The 1,581-nt window shown below is 33.2% G+C and carries 2 protein-coding genes; one reads left to right on the top strand and one right to left on the bottom strand.

The genetic code is table 11. From position 1 onward, the window contains the following. Nucleotides 1-190: 190 nt before the first annotated feature. Entirely contained in the window at nt 191-1,066 is an 876-nt protein-coding gene (locus V7161_RS03175; RefSeq protein ID WP_335442239.1) for a nucleotidyltransferase-like protein, read from the bottom strand. A 151-nt stretch (nt 1,067-1,217) separates the two neighbouring features. Here V7161_RS03175 and V7161_RS03170 point away from each other — a divergent pair, with 151 nt between their 5' ends. Next, on the top strand, nt 1,218-1,568 hold the full coding sequence (locus V7161_RS03170; RefSeq protein ID WP_223589807.1) for a YgzB family protein: 351 nt from the start codon (nt 1,218-1,220) through the stop codon (nt 1,566-1,568). Nucleotides 1,569-1,581 lie beyond the last annotated feature (13 nt).

Here is a 1,581-nt window from a genome sequence, read left to right as displayed (position 1 = left end):
TTAGTTTTCAAAGAACAAGTTTTTATTATCGCTCACAAGCGACTTTATTAATATAACACATCGTTTTTCGTAAAGTCAATAACTTTTTTTGAAAAACCGTCACTCACGAAAACTTTATTAAATCGTTTCGCAGCGACGGTTATTAATATACCAAGTAATTATAAAAAGGTCAATAAGTAATTTCGTTTTTTTACGATAATTTTTTACTCACACGATAGCACCGGTGGAAAACACCTTGACCCTTTGTCTCAACATTAACAACTTCAATCAAATGTTTTTCGAGCAAATATTCAAGAAGAACTGCCATATCAACCGAATAAGGTGCCAATTCAGTTTCAGTCATGATTTCATTAAACATCCAATGGTCCTTTGTACTTAGCACCTCAAGTAAATGAGCTGCTCCAATATTTATTCGTGAATGGATCATAAACTCACTGGCCAGAAATAAAAGTTCTAATCTTTTTTCAAGGGTTTCTTCACTGTTAACAAGCTCTTCATATAACTTAAATATTTCCGGTTCTATTTGTTTCACTTGATGCCAGACAGTAAGTTCAGGGTGAAGCCCACTTTCGATAACCTCTAATCTTGCAAGGTGATGCAATGAATGAACAACATGATTATAAGCATCTAAAAACTGTTTATGTTCAAATAGCGCCTTTCCGTCTACGTACCGTCGAATTAATTTTGCAAATTCTAAGCCCATTTTAATTTTTCGCCCGTTAAAAGGAAATTCTCTCAGCTCAGTTTTTAAATTTTCTACATATTCATTTCGGTCAAAAATAATTTTGGCATTATGAAGCCATTCAAATATTTTCCGATTAGAACCGAACAAAAGCCATTCTTGCAACTGTGATTCAGTAATAACATGCATAGCAGCCTTATGGTTATCATAGGTGTAGTGCTTTATGAAGATTGGCTTGTCTGCCTCTTTTACAATAATCAAAAGAATTGCATCAAATGAATCTGTTGTTTGGCTTGATTTTTGTCTTTTTTCAACCAATAAAACTCCTAAAGTATTTAATTGGCTTGCCCTTTCTTGATAAATAGGACGAAGAATGTCTTCCATTCATCATACCTCCATTTTTCTCGATAGCATTATAACTTCGACAATGATGATAAATCTCCTTCTAAAATTGAAGACAAAATTCGACATTCTTCTTCAGCCTTTTTTCTCTTTAGATAAATATGGTATAGTTTCTATAGGAGGGAGAAACTACATGGTTAAATATTCAAGTAAAATAAATAAAATTCGCAGCTTTGCATTAGGACTAATTTTTATCGGCTTTATCGTTATGTACGGAGGCATCTTTTTTCGTTCCTCACCACTTATTATGACCATCTTTATGATTTTTGGTCTTCTTTTTATAATCGCAAGTACGGTTGTCTATTTTTGGATTGGAATGTTATCAACAAAAACCATTCAGGTTAAATGTCCAGGCTGTGGTAAAACAACAAAAATGCTCGGTCGTGTGGACATGTGTATGTATTGCCGCGAACCCTTAACACTTGATCCAAAACTTGAAGGCAGAGATTTCGATGAATCTTATAATAAAAATATAGAAAAATAAAAAGAGTTGACTT

The sequence above is a fragment of the Neobacillus drentensis genome, from assembly GCF_036965425.1.
Lineage (GTDB): Bacteria > Bacillota > Bacilli > Bacillales > Cytobacillaceae > Neobacillus > Neobacillus drentensis_F.
The sequence above is the reverse complement of the archived record's forward strand: the minus strand, read 5'-3'. Positions and strand labels throughout refer to the sequence as shown.